This window comes from Coprococcus sp. AF21-14LB (assembly GCF_003458885.1).
Lineage (GTDB): Bacteria > Bacillota > Clostridia > Lachnospirales > Lachnospiraceae > UBA9414.
Window position 1 is genome coordinate 61,087 of the sequence record NZ_QRVX01000006.1, and the last position, 17,175, is coordinate 78,261.

Consider the following 17,175-nt stretch of genomic DNA (forward strand, 5'->3'; position numbering starts at 1 on the left):
ATGGAAGAAGAACGTCTTTTAAGAAAAATGCGTTCAGTATTTTCGGAAGAAATTGACCAGGATGAACGAGAAGAACTGCTTTTAAAATGGATCAGTGAAGGACAAACAGAAGGTATTTTTGTCCCGGAAGAAGCATCTATGATGCGAAATGTTATTTTATTTAAACATATGGATGCCAAAGATGTGATGACTCACCGCAAGCATATTTGTGCGCTGGATGCGTCATGTACCCTTGAAGAATGTATGCAGGAGATTATAGGAAGAAGATATTCCAGATTTCCGGTATATCAGGAAACGATTGATCAGATCATCGGTTCTGTACATATTCGGGATCTTTTAAAAGCATATATGTCAGAACAAAACCGGTCAGTAGAGCTTCATGCACTGAAAGACTGTCTAAAACCGGTGGCATGTATTCCGGAAACAAGAAATATCGAGCGGCTGCTAAAACAAATGAAAGCAAGAAAAAACCACATGGCAGTTGTCATTGATGAGTATGGGCAGACATCAGGGATTGTGACGATGGAAGATATTATTGAAGAGATTGTCGGAAATATCCAGGATGAATATGACGAAGATGTAGAGGAAGTTGTGAAGCTGTCAGAGGGAAGCTATCTTGTACAGGGAGGCGCTGACCTGGAAGATTTAGAAAATCTTCTTGGAATTGCGTTTGAAAAGAGCGATTATGGAACAGTAAATGGTTTTCTGATTGATATGTTAGACCGGATACCGGCAGAAGATGAATCATCTTCGGTTGATTATGAAGGGTATCGGTTTCATATACTGTCAGTAGATAATAATATGATTCAGACAGTAAAAATCGTGAAAATCTAAAGTAAAGACTGTGCAAATACACGAAAATATGTAAAATTACATGTGAAAATGTAGTGATTGTAAAAAGTGAAAAAAAAGTGCTAAAATAAAAAAGTATGTAGAACATTCAGAAAAACAGTTTAAAGGAGAAATACAAATGTCAGGACATTCAAAGTTTGCTAATATCAAACATAAAAAAGAGAAAAACGATGCTGCAAAAGGAAAGATTTTTACAAAGATTGGACGTGAGATCGCTGTTGCAGTAAAAGAAGGCGGCGGAGCAGATCCGAATAATAATAGTCGTCTGCGTGATGTGATTGCGAAAGCAAAAGCGAATAATATGCCGAATGATAATATTGAAAGAAGTATTAAGAAAGCAGCAGGAGATGCTAACGCAGCCAATTATGAGCGTGTAACATATGAAGGCTATGGACCGAGCGGTACTGCGATCATTGTAGAAGCATTGACGGATAATAAGAATCGTACAGCTTCCAATGTAAGAAATGCTTTTACAAAGGGAAGCGGAAATGTCGGAACACCTGGATGTGTGTCTTTCATGTTTGACAAAAAGGGACAGATTGTCGTTGCAAAAGAAGATTTTGAGATGGATGCCGACGAATTGATGATGTTGGCGCTGGATGCCGGAGCAGATGATTTTGCTGAGGAAGAAGACAGCTTCGAAATCCTTACAGATCCGGAAGCATTCAGTGATGTACGTCTTAAATTAGAGGAAGCAGGTATTCCGATGGCAGCGGCAGAAGTGACGATGATTCCGCAGACCTATGTAGAGTTAACAGACGAGACCGATCTGAAGAATATTCAGAAGACATTAGATCTTCTGGAAGAAGATGACGATGTTCAGGAAGTATATCATAACTGGGATGAATAAATAGGGATTTACTTAATTAAAGGGATGGAGATGGTAATAGATTATGAGTGATTCACAGTCAACATTGATGACGGAGGGATCGATTTCCAGAAAAATCATTCATTTTGCAATTCCACTGTTTTGGGGAATCTGTTTCAGCAATTATATAATACGGCAGATTCCCTGATTGTTGGGAATTTTCTTGGAAGTGAAGCGTTAGCAGCAGTTAGTTCATCAGGAAGTCTGATTTTCCTGATGGTAGGTTTTTTCAATGGAATTTCATTAGGCGCCGGAGTTGTCATCGCCAGATTTTTTGGCGCCAGAAATAATGAAAAAGTAGAAAAAGCAGTACATACAGCGGTAGCATTTGGAATTGTTGCAGGAATACTTCTGACGGCGATCGGAACAATACTGGCGCCGCAGATTCTTGTGTTGATGGGAACACCGGAAGATGTGCTTGTGAACTCCGTCGTTTATTTCCGGGTATATTTTTGTGGTTCGCTGGCATTTGTTCTTTACAATACATTTGTCGGTATCATGCAGTCCATTGGAGACAGCAAGCACCCGTTGATGTATCTGATTATTTCATCGGTAGTCAATATTGTGCTTGACTTACTGTTTGTTGGAGTGTTGGGATATGGCGTCGGTGCAGCAGCCCTTGCAACAATCATTTCCCAGTTTGTCAGTGCGGTGCTTTGCCTGATACGGCTTTGCAGAGTAAAGGAATCTTATCGTATTGTACCATCGAAGATTCGGTTTGATAAAGAATGTCTGCGACTGATTGTTTCAAACGGGATTCCATCCGGAATACAAAATTCAATTATTTCATTTGCAAATGTGATTGTGCAGGCAAATATTAATTCTTTTGGAAAACTTGCGATGGCAGGATGCGGGGCCTATATGAAAGTGGAAGGATTCGGATTCCTTCCGGTAACATGCTTTGCTATGTCGATGTCAACATTTGTAAGTCAGAATCTTGGTGCAAGAGAGTATGAGCGTGTGAAAAAGGGAGCGCGTTTCGGAATTCTTTGTTCAGCATCACTTGCAGAAGTGATCGGAATCATCGTGTATGTGGCATCGCCATATTTTATTGCAGCATTTAACAGCGATCCGGCTGTAGTTGCATTTGGAGTACAGCAGGCAAGAGTTGTGTCACTCTTTTATTGTCTGTTGGCATTTTCCCACTGCGTAGGCGGAATCATGCGGGGAGCGGGACGGGCTACCGTGCCAATGTTTGTTATGATGCTTTGCTGGTGCATCATCCGTGTGACATATATTACGATTTTTACAAAATTAATTCCGAATATTGCAGTGATATTCTGGGCATATCCGATTACCTGGATATTGAGTTCGATCATTTTCTTGATCTATTTCTTGAAAGTAGACTGGATACATGGATTTGACCGTACAATTTAAAAATGAATAAAGTATAAGCGTATAACGCAGGGAAACCTCCACATACTAAGAAAAAGCGATGTGGAGGTTTTAGTATGTCCAAATATAAAACAGAACAGTCAAAAGATGTATTGGAACAACAAAAAGAGCAGGATGAGCAGATTAAAGAAGTAGGGAGTATTCCGTTAGAGAACGGCAGTGGAAAGCCTAATATTCAGCTCCTTACAATCATTGGAGAAATCGAAGGACATGAGGCGGTGTCGGGAAGCACGAAGGCTACAAAATATGAACATCTGCTGCCCAAATTAGCTGAGATTGAAAATGATGCACAGATTGACGGTGTGCTGATCCTGCTTAATACAATGGGAGGGGATGTGGAAGCGGGACTTGCCATCGCAGAGATGATCGCATCTTTGAGTAAGCCGACAGTCTCTCTTGTTCTTGGAGGGTGCCATTCCATCGGAGGTCCGCTGGCAGTGGCGGCAGATTATTCTTTTATTGTGCCAAGCGGAACGATGATTATTCATCCGGTGCGGTCAAACGGGATGACGATTGGTGTGATTCAGAGTTATCGGAATATGGAGAAAACTCAGGATCGGATTACACGTTTTATCTCGGAACATTCGGGGATTTCAGTCGAACGTCTGGAGAAGCTGATGCTGGATTCTACGCAGCTTGTGAAAGACGTGGGAACCATGCTGGATGGGGAAGAAGCGGTTCGTGAAAGAATTATCAATCAAGTTGGCGGAATTTATGAAGCAATGCAAAAGCTTTATGAGCTGATTGACGAAAAAAAGAAACCTCGAAAATAACTAATGACAGAGATTTGTATTGATGCTATAATTTAGTATGTATGCTTATACAACATAAGGGGGTAAGCTTATGGCTTCAAATACAACAAAATCAAAGAAGACGGCTTCTTCCGGGGGAGGAACAAAAAAGAAATCGGCTTCTCGTACAAAAAAAACAACACAGTCTAAGAAGAAACTGCCGCAGCAGGGATTTTTGCGGGATGAGATTGTGATTTTAATAGCAATCGCCATCAGTATTTTAATGATGCTGAGTAATTTTGGCGTGGGTGGATTTATAGGAGATATGGTGTCCGGCGTTTTGTTTGGCCTTTTTGGCGTTACTGCCTATATTGTTCCTATCATATTTTTTATTGGAATTGCATTTGCCGTTTCCAATAAGGGAAATGGAACCGCCTATGTGAAGATTGGGGCAGGGATCGTTTTGACATGTCTTGTCTGTACATTTATCCAGTTAATGATGTCAGGATTTGATAAAACTGTTGGATATATGGAATACTATACAATTGCAAGCCGGTATAAGACAGACGGCGGGCTGCTTGGCGGTGTTTTTGCGAAATTGTTCTGTCCGGCGATCGGAGTAGCGGGGACGTTTGTATTCGTAATCATTCTTTCTATTATTTGTATCGTCATAATTACGGAAAGATCCTTTTTGAAAGGAGTCAAAGAAGGGGGACGCAGAGCTTATTCGAATGCTAAGGCGGATGCAAAACGCCGTCGGGAAACAGCGGTAATCCGAAGAGAAGAGCGTGCGATCCAGCAGGAAGAAAAGCTGGAACAGCGGAGAAAAAATCTGGAAGCAAAAGAAGCCAGACGGGAAGAGCGCGCCCGTCAGGCAGAAATAAAGAAAAGTCAGGAATTACATGAAAGCGGAAAGAATCGAAAAGTTGTATCAGGCGTTTCTTTCGCAACCACATTGAATGAAGAAGATTTTGTAAAAAAGACGCCGGAGATGAAAGAAATTACGCCTTCTCCGGAGTCAGAAGTTCCCGACTTTGTAATTAACCGGGCAATACCAACGGAATTTAACATTCCGGAAGCGAACGAAATGTCAAATGAAGAACTTCCGAATAGCGAGATAGCTGAGATGTCGCAAATGGAGGTGTCTCGGACAGAGATGCCGCAGACAGAGATGACACAAACGGAAATGCCACAAACAGAGATGCCGGAGCATCGAAAACGGTCTACGAAGGAAAGCAGAAGTGAAGTGGCTGAGGAGACAAAGGCACTGGATGAAAAGATACGAAAAGAAGAACAGGAACCGAAAAAGGTTTATGTATCTCCGCCATACAAGCTGTTAAAGAAAGGCAAAAACGGAGGCGGAGATTCGGATGCACACCTTCGGGAGACTGCGATGAAACTTCAGCAGACACTCCAGAATTTTGGAGTGAATGTCCATGTAACAAATGTGAGCTGCGGACCATCTGTAACCAGGTATGAACTCCAGCCGGAGCAAGGAGTAAAGGTCAGCAAGATCGTCGGTCTGGCAGATGATATTAAGTTGAATCTTGCGGCGGCAGATATTCGTATTGAAGCGCCGATTCCGGGCAAGGCAGCTGTCGGAATTGAAGTTCCGAATAAAGAAAATGTGGCAGTCCTGTTGAGAGATCTTCTGGAATCAGAAGAGTTTAAAAACTATCCTTCAAAAATTGCATTTGCTGTCGGAAGGGATATTGCAGGTAAAGTTGTCGTGGCAGATATTAAGAAAATGCCCCATCTTCTTATTGCAGGAGCCACAGGTTCAGGAAAGTCTGTCTGCATTAATACGTTGATTATGAGTATTTTATACAAAGCAGATCCGGCAGATGTGAAACTGATTATGATTGATCCAAAGGTGGTTGAGTTAAGTGTCTATAATGGTATTCCGCATTTGATGATTCCTGTTGTAACAGATCCTAAGAAAGCGGCGGGAGCTTTGAACTGGGCAGTTATAGAGATGGAGAAACGCTACCAGCTTTTTGCACAGTATAATGTGCGTGATCTGAACGGATATAATACGAAAGTGGAGTCCATTAAAGAGATTGACGATCCGGCAAAACCAAAGAAAATGCCTCAAATTGTAATTATCGTAGATGAGCTGGCTGATTTAATGATGGTTGCACCGGGAGAAGTAGAAGAGGCAATCTGCCGTCTGGCACAGCTTGCACGAGCTGCCGGAATTCATCTGGTGCTGGCAACACAAAGACCGTCAGTGAATGTTATTACTGGATTGATTAAGGCAAATATGCCATCCAGAATTGCATTTTCTGTATCGTCCGGTGTGGATTCGAGAACCATTATTGATATGAACGGAGCAGAAAAACTGCTTGGGAAAGGTGATATGCTTTTTTATCCGTCTGGTTATCAGAAGCCTGTGCGTGTTCAGGGATCATTTGTATCAGATCAGGAAGTACAGGCTGTTGTAGATTATCTTGTGAATGAGAATGGCAGTCCAACCTATAATGAAGAAATTACTAACCATGTAAATACAAGTAATGCAGCTGCCGCCGGCAGTTCCGGAGATGACAGAGATGTCTATTTTATGGATGCGGCTAAATTTATTATCGAGAAAGATAAAGCGTCTATCGGTATGCTGCAGCGTGTATTCAAAATTGGCTTTAATCGAGCGGCCAGAATTATGGATCAGTTAGCTGAAGCCGGTGTGGTTGGTGAGGAAGAAGGTACGAAGCCCCGCAAAGTGCTTATGTCAATGGAGCAATTTGAGCAATATGCGGAAGAGTATCTGTAGCTGCGAATACATAGCTGTCGGACAGGAGGAAGCGATATGGCAAAGATCATTAGTGGAAAAGAAATTTCAGCAGACATGAAAATGGAAATGAAAGAAAAAATGCACGCGTTTTTAGAAAAAGGCGTGGAAATTGGTCTGACTGTTGTACAGGTTGGAAATGATCCGGCCTCATCAGTCTATGTTAGAAATAAGGCAAAAGCATGTGAATTTGTAGGAATTACCTCAGATATCCGTCATTTGCCGGAAACAACGACAGAAGAGGAATTGCTTGAACTGATCAAACAATTAAATCAGGATTCAAAGGTTAGCGGAATTCTTGTTCAGCTTCCGCTTCCAAAACACATTTGTGAAAAACACGTGTTGGAATGCATTGCTCCGAAAAAGGATGTAGACTGCTTCCATCCATATAATGTCGGTAATCTTTGCATTGGCGCGGCGGGGCCAAAACCGTGCACGCCTGCGGGAATTGTAGAAATGCTAAAACGATCCGGCATTTCTATTGCAGGAAAAGAGTGCGTTATTGTTGGAAGAAGCAATATTGTCGGTAAACCAATGGCGCTTTTGATGCTGCAGGAAAATGCCACCGTAACGATTGCGCACTCTAAGACAGAGAATCTGGCTGAAGTGACAAAACGGGCTGATATTCTGATCGTAGCAGTCGGACAGGCTAAGATGATTACAAAAGAATATGTAAAAGAAGGCGCAGTGGTAATTGATGTCGGGATGGATCGGGATGAAAATGGAAAACTCTGTGGCGATGTAGACTATGAAGATGTTTTTTCAAAAGTGGGAGCGATTACTCCGGTACCCGGCGGCGTAGGACCGATGACAATTACAATGCTTTTACAGAATTGTCTTTCAACAGCGGAAATGTAAATCAACAAAAGAAAACTAATTTGGGGGATGGTATAAATGAAATGTAAGAATTGTGGTGCCGCAATCCCGGAAGGCTATCTCTACTGCGAAAAATGCGGTCAGGAGGTACAGATTGTTCCGGACTACAATCCTTTGGATGACGTATTAACAGCTCAGGTGAAAGGGGCGCTTGAGGAAGAACCATCGAATCGTACAAGAAATAGAATACCGATTGAGAATCTGAAGAATTCTAATGGGATGATTTCATATACGATGAATATTCCTTTGCCAAATGCAGAAGATCAGACAGAGCATCATCTGACAGAGAAACGCAGAGAAGAAAAAGAACGGCTCCATCGGGATGAGCAGAGAAAAGAGAGAACTGAGAGTATCAGACAGTCTGAACTAAGAGAGCGGAAGCACCAGGAAGAACGTGCGAGGCGCAGGAGAGAGAATGAATAAAACGTAAAAAGCAAAAAGCAAAGAAACGCATGCGGATTTTGATTGTCATTGGAGTTGTTGTGATTCTCGGTGCACTTGGGTATTTTATTTATTTGAATACATACTATGGTCTTGTCAGAGGCGGAAATCGCTATCTTAATCAGAAAGATTATCGTCAGGCAGAAGAAAAGTTTCAGCAGGCAATGAAACAGGATGACGCGAAAGCGGATGCCTATAATGGTTTGGCGGAAGTCTATATTGCACAGAATGAACCGGATACAGCAGAAGATTATTATCTGAAAGCGATCAGTAAGTATCCTGGAAATGTAGAGCTGTACAGAGGATGTATTGAGTTTTATCAGCAGACAGATCAGCTTAGTAAAATTCCGGTGCTTTTGGATGAGTGTGAAGACGATGGGGTTTTAGACGATCTGAATATGTATGTTTCCAATGAGCCGAAATTTAGTTTAGAGGAGAAGACCTATGACGAAGTGCAGGAGCTTTCCCTGACATCTAAGGGGCAAAAGATTTATTATACAACAGATGGGACAGAACCGACAACTGCGAGTGCGGTGTATGAAACTCCCATACAGATAGGGGAAGGAACTACAACAATCAGCGCTATTTCTGTGAATGACGAAGGAGTTCCAAGCATTGTAGTGTCGAAAACATATGTAGTAGAATATCCGGTTGCAGATGCGCCGGCGGTTTCGCCATCAACGGGATATTATGAACGCCAGATGCAGATAACGATTCAGGTGCCAAGCGGTTATACAGCTTACTATACGATCAGCAGTGCGGATGGCGAAATTGAAACTCCAACGGCAGCATCAACAAAATATACCGGCCCGATTGATATGCCGGAAGGAAATCACATCTTTTGTGCAGTACTGGTGGACGGGAAAGGACGTCTCAGTGAGATAAAAAAGATGAATTACGAGCTTATTTTGCAGTAAAATTATTGAAAAAAACGAAAAACACAAAACATGACAAAATTAGATTGATATTTTTTTAATTATGTTTTATTATAATAAGTAGAGTTAAGAATAGAGGAGGACTATGATGTATAAAATACTGAAAGCCGAAACATTGGCAGATAAGATTTTTCTTATGGATGTAGAAGCGCCAAGAGTTGCAAAACATTGCGAGCCTGGCCAGTTCGTTATCGTAAAGATGGACGAAAAGGGAGAAAGAATCCCACTTACAATTTGTGATTATGACAGAGAAGCAGGAACTGTTACAATTGTGTTCCAGATTGTTGGAGCTTCTACTGAAAAAATGGCAAAATTACAGGCAGGAGACTCATTCAGAGACTTCACTGGTCCTTTAGGATGTGCATCTGAGTTTGTGCATGAAGATATGGAATCCTTAAGACAGAAAAAAATCTTGTTTGTTGCAGGTGGTGTTGGTGCCGCTCCGGTTTATCCACAGGTAAAATGGATGAAAGAGCATGGCATCGCAGTAGATGTTATTGTTGGATCTAAGACAAAGGATATGTTAATCCTTGAAGATATGATGAAAGAGGTTGCAGGTAACCTTTATATTTGTACAGATGATGGAACATATGGACATCATGGTATGGTAACAAGCATGATCGAAAAATTAGTTGAAGAAGGCAACAAGTATGATGTATGTGTTGCAATCGGACCGATGATCATGATGAAATTCGTATGCCTGCTTACAAAGAAACTTGAGATTCCGACGATTGTAAGTATGAACCCGATTATGGTAGACGGAACAGGTATGTGTGGTGCATGTCGTCTTTCTGTTGGCGGAGAAATTAAATTTGCATGTGTAGACGGACCGGAGTTCGACGGACATCTTGTAAACTTTGACGAAGCTATGAAGAGACAGCAGATTTATAAAACAGCAGAAGGAAGAGCAATGCTGAAATTACAGGAAGGTGATACACATCACGGCGGATGTGGTCATTGCGGAGGTGACGAGTAATGGACGTATTAAAGAAAGTACCAGTAAGAGAACAGGATCCAAAGGTTCGTGCAACGAACTTTGATGAAGTTTGTCTTGGATATAACAAAGAAGAAGCTATGGAAGAGGCAAGCAGATGTATTAACTGTAAAAATGCGAAATGTATTCAGGGTTGTCCTGTAGCAATTAACATTCCGGCATTTATTAATGAAGTAAAAGAAGGAAATATCGAAGAAGCATATAAAATTATCGGTAAATCTTCAGCACTTCCTGCAATCTGCGGACGTGTATGTCCTCAGGAATCACAGTGTGAAGGAAGATGTATCCGTGGTATCAAAGGTGAGCCGATCTCTATCGGTAAACTTGAAAGATTTGTTGCTGACTACGCGTTAGAGCATGATATCAAACCGGAGAAAGCTGAGAAGACAAACGGTCATAAAGTTGCTGTGATCGGTTCCGGACCGGCTGGTCTTACATGTGCCGGTGACCTTGCAAAATTAGGCTATGAAGTAACAGTATTTGAAGCGCTTCATGAGCTGGGCGGCGTTTTAGTATATGGTATTCCGGAATTCCGTTTACCGAAACTGGACGTTGTTGCAAAAGAAATTGAAAAAGTTAAAGAATTAGGCGTTACTTTCGAGACAAACGTTGTTATCGGTAAATCTACAACAATCGATCAGCTGATCGAAGAAGAAGGTTTCGAGGCAGTATTTATTGGCTCAGGAGCTGGTCTTCCGAAATTCATGGGTATTCCGGGAGAAAATGCAAACGGCGTATTCTCTGCAAATGAGTACCTGACAAGAAGTAACTTAATGAAAGCATTTGATGATTCTTATGATACTCCGATCGCAGCAGGAACAAAAGTTGCTGTTGTTGGTGGCGGTAACGTAGCTATGGATGCTGCAAGAACAGCGCTTCGTCTTGGAGCAGAAGTTCACGTTGTATATCGTCGTAGTGAAGAAGAGCTTCCGGCCAGAGTGGAAGAAGTTCATCATGCAAAAGAAGAAGGAATTATCTTTGATCTTCTTACAAATCCAAAAGAAATCCTTGTGGATGAGAATGGTAATGTAAGTGGTATGAAAGTTGTTAAGATGGAACTCGGCGAGCCGGATGCATCCGGAAGAAGACGTCCGGTAGAAGTTGACGGTTCTGAGTTTGTGATTGATGTAGATACAGTTATCATGTCTCTTGGAACATCACCAAACCCATTAATTTCTTCTACAACAGAAGGTTTGGAAGTAAATAAATGGAAATGTATCGTAGCAGAAGAAGAAACTGGTAAGACAACAAAAGAAGGCGTTTATGCCGGTGGAGATGCTGTTACAGGTGCTGCAACAGTTATCCTTGCTATGGGTGCTGGTAAGGCAGGAGCAAAAGGTATTCACGAATATCTTTCCAACAAATAGTCAGATATTAAATATGGATAAATAGAATTGGGGCAGGATTTATCAAAATCCTGCCCTGTCTTTATATCTATTGAAATATACTTCTGGGATAAGTCGGAGAATCTTATTTCTTTATATATTGTATCTTGTTGTTATAACGCAATAATTCTTTTATAAAAGCGTCTTTTTCGCGAACAGACACCATTACGTTTCCGCCTTCGTACATAATATATAGTCTGTCAAGAGAAGCAGCGGTTGACATCATCGGATTTCGGCTTTCTGCTATAAGAGAGATATCACGATAAGGAATGGACTGGCTGGATAGTCCAAAAACAATCTGAAGTGTAGAATTTCGCAGTTCGACATAATTATTTATAATTGTCGGCACGAATAACACATCAAACATAATACAGGCTATCGCGCCTCCCAGAATTCCCCAAAAGGTCTGTTTTGAAAAAATAACCCAGATACAAATAGCATTTCCTGAAAGTAAAAATATGTACCACCAGGCTGCAATCTTTCCTTTAAATCTCATATGTAAGTCTCCTTTATAAAACGATCTAAACAATATATTACACTCTTTTGAAAATGAGGTCAATAAAACACTTTCCCATTGCGTGAAAAGTTTGTCTATGGTAATATAGTAACAGTCGAAGGAAAGGAAAATATGTTATGACAGAGGCAATTCGAGAAGAACTTCACGCATTTGCGGATGAAGCTTATCGAGCGTTTAATCGTTCACTTGTTCCGGGAGAGATTTTACCTATGATCGGAGTGAGGATTCCAATACTGCGTGCATTTGCGAAAAGACTTTCAAAGGAATCTTTCTATTCTTATCTGGAAGTGGCACCGGAGTATTATGAAGAACTGCTGCTGCAGGGAATGATTATCGGATATGCGCAAATGAGTAAGGAAGAACGATGCAGATGGCTTGATAAGTTTGTGCCGAAGATTGATAATTGGGCAGTTTGTGACAGTTGCTGTTCCACTTACCGTTTCATGGCGGAGGATCAGGAATTCTGGTATCAATATCTGTGCAAATATGTCTCCGGTGATCAGGAATATGAGATTCGTTTTGCGGTAGTTTCGTTTCTCAATTATTTTGTGAATGAAAGATATATCGATCATCTGTTTGAACATTTTTCAGCACTTCACAAAGAAGCGTATTATGTAAAAATGGCAGTAGCATGGGCAGTTTCCGTCTGCTATGTAAAGTTCCCGAAGAAGACAGAACGTTTTTTAAAGGAAGAAACGCTGGATGTTTTTACCCACAATAAAGCGCTTCAGAAAATTAGGGAATCCTATCGGGTTACCAGGGAAGATAAAGAAAGGTTAAAAGGATTAAAGAGGAAATAAAAATGGTAAAACAAGCAGAATTAAGTGACCTATATGATATAGCAGAGTTGGCATTTGAGTTATGGCCGGAACACACAATTGATGAGTTGAAAGATGAGATGGAAGAGTATATTTCCAAAAAGAGTTGTGTGATTTTTCTGAATTGGGACGGAGATATTCCGAATGGTTTTGCGCAGTGCAGTCTTCGCACAGATTATGTGGAAGGAACAGAGACTTCGCCGGTGGGCTATCTGGAAGGGATTTTTGTGCGGGAAGAAAGACGTAATGAAGGGATAGGAACAGAACTTCTGGAGGCGTGCGAAAGATGGGCTAGAAACTGTGGATGTACAGAATTTGCCAGTGATTGCGAACTGAGCAATGCGGATGGTTTTTCATTTCATGTCAGATCCGGATTTTCAGCTGTAAACAGGATCATCTGTTTTACCAAGCAATTATAAATGTAGTAAGAGAGCACGGCAGAAAGAAATTCTGACCGTGCTTTTTCTGTTGAATAATAAAACAGAGGAAAGAAGGAGAAAAAGTTAATGAAGATTACCGTGATTACTGTTGGAAAACTAAAAGAAAAATATTTAAAAGATGCAATTGCAGAATACAGCAAACGGCTGAGCAAATATTGTAAGTTGGAAATCGTGGAAGTGGCAGATGAGAAGACGCCGGATCAGGCCAGTGAAGTGGTAGAGAATCACATTCGGGATAAGGAAGGAGAGCGTATTTTAAAATATATAAAAGAAGATGCATTTGTTATTACGCTTGAGATCGGAGGGCAATTACTTTCTTCAGAGGAATTTGCCGGGAAGATAGAAAAACTTGGTATACAGGGGATCAGTCATATTTGTTTTGTAATCGGAGGTTCCATCGGACTTGGGCAGGAAGTGCTGAAACGATCAGATTATGCGTTGAGTTTTTCAAAGATGACGTTTCCGCATCAGCTGATGCGTGTCATTTTGCTGGAACAGATTTATCGAAGTTACCGTATCATTAACGGGGAACCATATCATAAATAATTGACAAATATGCCAGCGAATGATATAATGCCTCCCCGATAAGTTTAGAAACAAGGGAGGAACATGAATGACATTTTATCAGGAACTACAATTGAACCAGGCGGGTTCAAAGCAGCTTATCAAACAGGCAGAAGGCCGAAAGGAAAAAGGATATCATATTTTTGTCTATGGATGTAAGATATTATTGACGCTTATATTCTGCGTTGCATTTGTGACCGGATTTAGTATTCTCTTTGGAAGTGATAATAGTATTGTGGGAGTAGTGGTGCTGTTGAGTGTAATGGCATTTCGATTTGCAGATTTTGGAATTCACGCGCCTCATGCACTTAGTTCTTTGATGATGATATGGGGGATTATGACATTTGGACCGCGTCTGGCAAATGCAGGAAATCTTTTGACAGAGCTGCTTGTGAATAGTGTCTGTATTTTTGTATTGATGCTACTTGGATGTCATAATGTTGTAATGTTTAATCAATCCACATTGCTGCTTGGATATCTTCTGTTGTATGGATATGATGTGTCGGGAAGGAGTTATCTGCTTAGGATTGGCGCAATGTCTGTGGGTGGCCTGATGACGGGAATCGTTTTTTACAAAAACCATAGAAATTGTACTTATAAAAGAAGTTTGCGTCATATTTTTGAGGAATTTCATCTGAATTCTTCCCGCACAAGATGGCAGATTTGTGTGACACTTGGGGTTTCATCAATTATTTTTCTCTTTGGTCTTCTGAGACTTCCGCGCGTGATGTGGGCTGCCATTGCGGTCATGTCTGTACTTGTGCCATTTCAGAAAGACATGAAAAAGAGGATACAGGGGCGGATCCCGGGAAATATTTTAGGAGGCGTTACATTTCTCCTGTTATATATGATACTGCCGGAATGGATGTATGAATATATTGGGGTGCTGGGAGGAATCGGAGTCGGTCTGTCGGCAAGTTATGGATGGCAGGCGGTATTTAATTCCTGGGGCGCAATGTCAATCGCAATGACGTTCCTCGGTGTGGATGGAGCAATTTTCTTTCGGATTTTTCATAATTTGTGCGGTGCGTTGTATGCACTTGGATTTTATAAATTATTTTCAACGATCATGGATAGAATTGTTCTGAAACAAGAATGTAAAACAGGATTGTCCTAAAATCTGAATCGCAGTATAATGGGAGAAAAGCTGCTGCGCTTTGTTAAGCGGCAGAAAGGGGGATTTCGCTTGTTAAAGACGTATGTGGCATTTGACCTGGAGACAACAGGACTGAGTGAAACAAAAGACCATATTATTGAAATTGGCGCGCTGAAAGTTATTGATGGAAAAGTACAGGAACGTTTTTCGCAATTTGTGAAGCCGCCGGAGCCTATTTCTCCATTGATTACGAATCTGACAGGAATTACGAATAAGATGGTGGCAAATGCAAGACCGACAGAAGAAATTATAGCGGCCTTTATGAAGTTCTGTGGGGAAAATGTGCTGATAGGACATAATATTATGTTTGACTATAAATTTATGAAAATTTATGCAAAGGAATACGGCCATAGATTTGAACATTCCGGAATTGATACGCTGAAGATTGCGAGAAAGGTACATAAAGATCTGGAGTCAAAAAGCCTCGGAGCATTATGTGAACACTATCAGATTGAGAATCAGGCTGCGCACAGAGCCTATCATGACGCATTGGCAACAGCAAAGTTATATCACTGTCTTGGACATTATTTTCAAGAGAAAGAGTCGAAATTATTTGAACCGCAGCCATTGTTTTATCGACCGAAGAAGGAACAGCGTATTACATGGAAGCAGAAGGAATATTTGCAGAAGCTTTCCGGATGGTATGGGATAGAACTTTCGGAAGATTTGGAAATGATGTCGAGAGGAGATGCCTCCCGACTGATTGATACCATTTTAAAACAGTATTCATAAAAGGAAGGAGAAAAAATGACACAGAAAGAACGTATGCTTTCGGGGATGATTTATAATCCAAATGATGAGGAAATTATGGAAGAACAATTTCCGTATCTGGATATGCTCGGAGAATTTAATTCATTACCGTCAAGCGCAGTAAAAGAGCGAGAAGAACTGATGAAGAAGATGTTTGCGTCCTGCGGTACAGATTGTTATATCCAGCCGCCGTTTTATGCAAACTGGAGTGGACATCATGTTCATATCGGAGATTTATTTTATGCAAATTTTAATTTAACAATTGTAGACGATGGAGAAGTATTTATTGGAGATCATGTTATGATTGGACCGAATGTTACGATTGCAACAGCAGCACATCCGGTAGAACCTTCTCTGAGAAAGAAAGCATTGCAGTTTAACTGTCCGGTTCATATTGGGAACAATGTATGGATTGGCGCTAATGCAGTGATTCTTCCAGGAGTTACCATTGGAGATAATACTGTAATCGGCGCCGGAAGTGTTGTGACAAAAGATATTCCGGCAAATGTTGTCGCTGTCGGAAACCCTTGCCGGGTACTGCGCGAAATCGGAGATAAGGACAGAGAATATTATTTTCGTGACAAACGAATTGATGAAGAAGCCTGGAATTTATAATTGTAAGAAGACAGATTGCTGCCTTCTGCAAGGAAAGGCTCCGGGAAAAGGAGAAGAAAATGAAAATCATTATTTCACCTGCAAAACAAATGAAGACGGCAAATGATTTTATGAAAGCCAGATCATTGCCGCCGCTTCTGGATAAGACGGAACAGATACTTGCCCGGATGCGGGAATTTGACCGAGCCGGACTCAAAGAGCTGTTTCGCGCAAATGACCGCATTACAGAGGAGAACTATATACGTTATCAGAACATGGATTTAAGAAACGGGTTATCTCCGGCCGTGCTGACCTATCAGGGGCTGGCATTTTCTAATATGGCACCGCAGATTTTTACAAAAGAGCAGTGGGAGTATGTTCAAAAACATTTGAAAATTTTAAGTGGATTTTACGGTATATTAAATGCGGCAGATGGTGTTGTTCCATATCGCCTGGAAATGCAGACGAAACTGGAAGTCAATGGGAAACAAGATTTGTACGAGTTTTGGGGAGAAGATATCTATCGTGTTTTGGCGGAAGAAATTCATGAAGAGGCAAAGCAGGAAAAATGTTCGGGAGATCCTGCAGTTATTTTAAATCTTGCGTCAAAAGAATACAGCCGTGCGATTGCTCCGTATGTGGAGAAAGATATTTCCTTTGTCACATGCACTTTTGGAGAAGAAGTGGACGGAGTGATAAAAGTAAAGGGAACTTTTGCTAAAATGGCTCGTGGTCAGATGTGTGCCTGGCTTGCAGCGAATCAGATTGATACTCTGGAAGGTGTGAAAAATTTTCAGGAATCCGGATATCAGTATGCAGAAGCGTATTCCTCATCGAAAGAACTTGTTTTTTTGAAATCATAGAAAAGGGCAGTGGATGCCAATGTCATTAAGTTAATTTAAAAATTAAAAAAAGCAGAATGCAAGTAGGTAAAATCTCACTTGTATTTTGCTTTTTTCATTTTGTTATCTGTTTTTTTGCACGGCAAACAGACAGATGGATTGTACATCTGTCTATAATCCTATATAATGATGAATGGTTATGCTACCCTGTATAGAAAACTTACTGACGCCT

The 17,175-nt window shown here is 41.0% G+C and carries 17 protein-coding genes and 1 pseudogene; 17 read left to right on the forward strand and 1 reads right to left on the reverse strand.

All coding sequences use genetic code 11. The features are described 5' to 3' along the window. From DWX73_RS02610 to gltA, 10 genes and pseudogenes are all read left to right on the forward strand, one after another. Entirely contained in the window at positions 1 to 834 is an 834-nt protein-coding gene (locus tag DWX73_RS02610; protein WP_118346645.1) for a hemolysin family protein, read from the forward strand. Positions 835 to 970: 136 nt separating this feature from the next. After that, the gene (locus tag DWX73_RS02615; protein ID WP_118346647.1) at positions 971 to 1,702 is read left to right on the forward strand and encodes a YebC/PmpR family DNA-binding transcriptional regulator; all 732 of its coding nucleotides are present in this window, start codon (positions 971 to 973) and stop codon (positions 1,700 to 1,702) included. Between the two features lie 43 nt (positions 1,703 to 1,745). After that, positions 1,746 to 3,097: pseudogene (locus DWX73_RS02620) on the forward strand (MATE family efflux transporter). 74 nt (positions 3,098 to 3,171) lie between these two features. Continuing rightward, a complete protein-coding gene (locus DWX73_RS02625; RefSeq protein WP_118346649.1) occupies positions 3,172 to 3,888 on the forward strand; it encodes a ClpP family protease in 717 nt (238 codons plus the stop codon). A 70-nt stretch (positions 3,889 to 3,958) separates the two neighbouring features. After that, positions 3,959 to 6,613: an FtsK/SpoIIIE family DNA translocase gene (locus tag DWX73_RS02630; RefSeq protein ID WP_118346651.1), complete on the forward strand. Its 2,655-nt coding sequence runs from the start codon at positions 3,959 to 3,961 to the stop codon at positions 6,611 to 6,613. A 36-nt stretch (positions 6,614 to 6,649) separates the two neighbouring features. Further along, positions 6,650 to 7,489 carry a bifunctional methylenetetrahydrofolate dehydrogenase/methenyltetrahydrofolate cyclohydrolase FolD gene (folD, locus tag DWX73_RS02635; protein ID WP_118346653.1) on the forward strand — a complete coding sequence of 280 codons (840 nt, stop codon included), beginning with the start codon at positions 6,650 to 6,652 and terminating at the stop codon, positions 7,487 to 7,489. A gap of 36 nt (positions 7,490 to 7,525) precedes the next feature. Next, positions 7,526 to 7,930, forward strand: coding sequence for a zinc ribbon domain-containing protein (locus tag DWX73_RS02640; RefSeq protein WP_118346655.1), 405 nt, complete (start codon positions 7,526 to 7,528; stop codon positions 7,928 to 7,930). A 29-nt stretch (positions 7,931 to 7,959) separates the two neighbouring features. Then, positions 7,960 to 8,865 carry a chitobiase/beta-hexosaminidase C-terminal domain-containing protein gene (locus DWX73_RS02645; protein ID WP_118346658.1) on the forward strand — a complete coding sequence of 302 codons (906 nt, stop codon included), beginning with the start codon at positions 7,960 to 7,962 and terminating at the stop codon, positions 8,863 to 8,865. A gap of 106 nt (positions 8,866 to 8,971) precedes the next feature. Next, positions 8,972 to 9,859 (forward strand): sulfide/dihydroorotate dehydrogenase-like FAD/NAD-binding protein, encoded by an 888-nt coding sequence (locus tag DWX73_RS02650; RefSeq protein WP_118346660.1) that lies wholly within the window; start codon positions 8,972 to 8,974, stop codon positions 9,857 to 9,859. Continuing rightward, positions 9,859 to 11,244 carry an NADPH-dependent glutamate synthase gene (gene gltA / locus DWX73_RS02655; RefSeq protein ID WP_118346662.1) on the forward strand — a complete coding sequence of 462 codons (1,386 nt, stop codon included), beginning with the start codon at positions 9,859 to 9,861 and terminating at the stop codon, positions 11,242 to 11,244. The genes DWX73_RS02650 and gltA overlap by 1 nt, the downstream gene beginning before the upstream one ends. A gap of 103 nt (positions 11,245 to 11,347) precedes the next feature. Here the strand turns inward: gltA and DWX73_RS02660 are convergent, their stop codons facing one another. Further along, on the reverse strand, positions 11,348 to 11,758 hold the full coding sequence (locus DWX73_RS02660; protein ID WP_118346664.1) for a PH domain-containing protein: 411 nt from the start codon (positions 11,756 to 11,758) through the stop codon (positions 11,348 to 11,350). Between the two features lie 137 nt (positions 11,759 to 11,895). Here DWX73_RS02660 and DWX73_RS02665 point away from each other — a divergent pair, with 137 nt between their 5' ends. The 7 genes from DWX73_RS02665 to yaaA all read left to right on the forward strand — a co-directional run bounded on the left by DWX73_RS02665 (position 11,896) and on the right by yaaA (position 16,964). Next, entirely contained in the window at positions 11,896 to 12,579 is a 684-nt protein-coding gene (locus tag DWX73_RS02665) for a DNA alkylation repair protein (protein ID WP_118346666.1), read from the forward strand. Positions 12,580 to 12,581: 2 nt separating this feature from the next. Continuing rightward, positions 12,582 to 13,016 carry an aminoglycoside 6'-N-acetyltransferase gene (aac(6'), locus tag DWX73_RS02670; RefSeq protein WP_118346668.1) on the forward strand — a complete coding sequence of 145 codons (435 nt, stop codon included), beginning with the start codon at positions 12,582 to 12,584 and terminating at the stop codon, positions 13,014 to 13,016. A gap of 87 nt (positions 13,017 to 13,103) precedes the next feature. After that, entirely contained in the window at positions 13,104 to 13,583 is a 480-nt protein-coding gene (gene rlmH / locus DWX73_RS02675; protein WP_118346670.1) for a 23S rRNA (pseudouridine(1915)-N(3))-methyltransferase RlmH, read from the forward strand. 67 nt (positions 13,584 to 13,650) lie between these two features. Beyond that, on the forward strand, positions 13,651 to 14,718 hold the full coding sequence (locus tag DWX73_RS02680; protein ID WP_118346672.1) for an FUSC family protein: 1,068 nt from the start codon (positions 13,651 to 13,653) through the stop codon (positions 14,716 to 14,718). Between the two features lie 69 nt (positions 14,719 to 14,787). Beyond that, on the forward strand, positions 14,788 to 15,489 hold the full coding sequence (locus tag DWX73_RS02685; RefSeq protein ID WP_118346682.1) for a 3'-5' exonuclease: 702 nt from the start codon (positions 14,788 to 14,790) through the stop codon (positions 15,487 to 15,489). 15 nt (positions 15,490 to 15,504) lie between these two features. Next, positions 15,505 to 16,122 (forward strand): sugar O-acetyltransferase, encoded by a 618-nt coding sequence (locus DWX73_RS02690; RefSeq protein ID WP_118346674.1) that lies wholly within the window; start codon positions 15,505 to 15,507, stop codon positions 16,120 to 16,122. 59 nt (positions 16,123 to 16,181) lie between these two features. Then, on the forward strand, positions 16,182 to 16,964 hold the full coding sequence (gene yaaA / locus DWX73_RS02695; protein WP_118346676.1) for a peroxide stress protein YaaA: 783 nt from the start codon (positions 16,182 to 16,184) through the stop codon (positions 16,962 to 16,964). The last annotated feature ends 211 nt before the right edge of the window (positions 16,965 to 17,175 follow it).

Excerpts from the sequence above, each read along its gene's own strand:
- DWX73_RS02630 (WP_118346651.1), top strand. The coding sequence starts at position 3,959 with ATGGCTTCAAATACAACAAAATCAAAGAAGACGGCTTCTTCCGGGGGA.
- DWX73_RS02680 (WP_118346672.1), top strand. The coding sequence starts at position 13,651 with ATGACATTTTATCAGGAACTACAATTGAACCAGGCGGGTTCAAAGCAG.
- gltA (WP_118346662.1), top strand. The coding sequence starts at position 9,859 with ATGGACGTATTAAAGAAAGTACCAGTAAGAGAACAGGATCCAAAGGTT.
- DWX73_RS02645 (WP_118346658.1), top strand. The coding sequence starts at position 7,960 with ATGCGGATTTTGATTGTCATTGGAGTTGTTGTGATTCTCGGTGCACTT.
- DWX73_RS02625 (WP_118346649.1), top strand. The coding sequence starts at position 3,172 with ATGTCCAAATATAAAACAGAACAGTCAAAAGATGTATTGGAACAACAA.
- folD (WP_118346653.1), top strand. The coding sequence starts at position 6,650 with ATGGCAAAGATCATTAGTGGAAAAGAAATTTCAGCAGACATGAAAATG.
- DWX73_RS02660 (WP_118346664.1), bottom strand. The coding sequence starts at position 11,758 with ATGAGATTTAAAGGAAAGATTGCAGCCTGGTGGTACATATTTTTACTT.
- rlmH (WP_118346670.1), top strand. The coding sequence starts at position 13,104 with ATGAAGATTACCGTGATTACTGTTGGAAAACTAAAAGAAAAATATTTA.
- DWX73_RS02640 (WP_118346655.1), top strand. The coding sequence starts at position 7,526 with ATGAAATGTAAGAATTGTGGTGCCGCAATCCCGGAAGGCTATCTCTAC.
- yaaA (WP_118346676.1), top strand. The coding sequence starts at position 16,182 with ATGAAAATCATTATTTCACCTGCAAAACAAATGAAGACGGCAAATGAT.
- DWX73_RS02615 (WP_118346647.1), top strand. The coding sequence starts at position 971 with ATGTCAGGACATTCAAAGTTTGCTAATATCAAACATAAAAAAGAGAAA.
- DWX73_RS02690 (WP_118346674.1), top strand. The coding sequence starts at position 15,505 with ATGACACAGAAAGAACGTATGCTTTCGGGGATGATTTATAATCCAAAT.
- DWX73_RS02650 (WP_118346660.1), top strand. The coding sequence starts at position 8,972 with ATGTATAAAATACTGAAAGCCGAAACATTGGCAGATAAGATTTTTCTT.
- DWX73_RS02610 (WP_118346645.1), top strand. The coding sequence starts at position 1 with ATGGAAGAAGAACGTCTTTTAAGAAAAATGCGTTCAGTATTTTCGGAA.
- DWX73_RS02665 (WP_118346666.1), top strand. The coding sequence starts at position 11,896 with ATGACAGAGGCAATTCGAGAAGAACTTCACGCATTTGCGGATGAAGCT.